This window comes from Vibrio sp. YT-19(2023) (genome assembly GCF_033337395.1).
The window spans coordinates 1-766 of sequence record NZ_JAWOQN010000394.1 but is presented as its reverse complement, the minus strand read 5'-3'; the positions used below and the strand labels follow the sequence as shown (position 1 = coordinate 766).

1 protein-coding gene is annotated in these 766 nt (G+C 48.4%); it reads right to left on the bottom strand.

Annotated features, from left to right (window positions below; all coding sequences use genetic code 11):
• Positions 1 to 766: transglycosylase domain-containing protein (locus R7E78_RS26115; RefSeq protein WP_318058610.1), on the bottom strand; the 766-nt coding region annotated here is incomplete at both ends.

The window sequence follows — 766 nt, the reverse complement described above, 5'->3', positions numbered from 1 at the left end:
ATCAACAGCCACGGCAGCAGCTTCGAGTTCTTTGCCGCCTCGCTTCGCTAAATCCGGTATTTTCTTCGCGATAGCCTGCTCCATTTTACTTTGAGAGACAGGATCGAGAGACGTAAACACGCGCAGACCAGTTTCAGCCTTGAAGCGATCACCGACCTTCTCTTTCAGCTCGATATTCAATTGCTGGAAGTATGCAGGCTGACGGCTCGCAATTCGTGGTTTGCTTTGTGTATCAAGAGTTCGTCTCACAGCTTGTTCATATTGCTGCGATGTGAGCATGTTTTGTTGCATCAGTAATCGAAGCACCAAGTCTCGACGCTCTTTAGTGCGCTCAGGATAGCGAACAGGATTGTAGTACGACGGTCCTTTCACCATGCCCACCAGCATCGCAAGTTGATCAATTCGCAACTCTTGGATTGGCTGCCCAAAGTAGTAGCGTGATGCTAAGCCAAAACCGTGGATCGCTTCGCCGCCGCTTTGACCCAAATACACTTCATTGAGGTAGGCTTCTAAAATGCGGTCTTTGCTGTAACGGTAATCAAGAATAAGCGCAATATAAGCTTCGCGCACCTTACGCCACAGCGTTTTATCACGGGTTAGAAATAAGTTTTTCGCTAGCTGCTGCGTTAAGGTACTGCCACCTTGAACGGTGCGACCCGCTTTGATGTTCGCCACTAAAGCACGGGCAATAGCCAATGGTGAAACACCATCATGCTGATAGAAGTCTCGGTCTTCTGTCGCCAACAAGGCATCAACTAAAATTTCA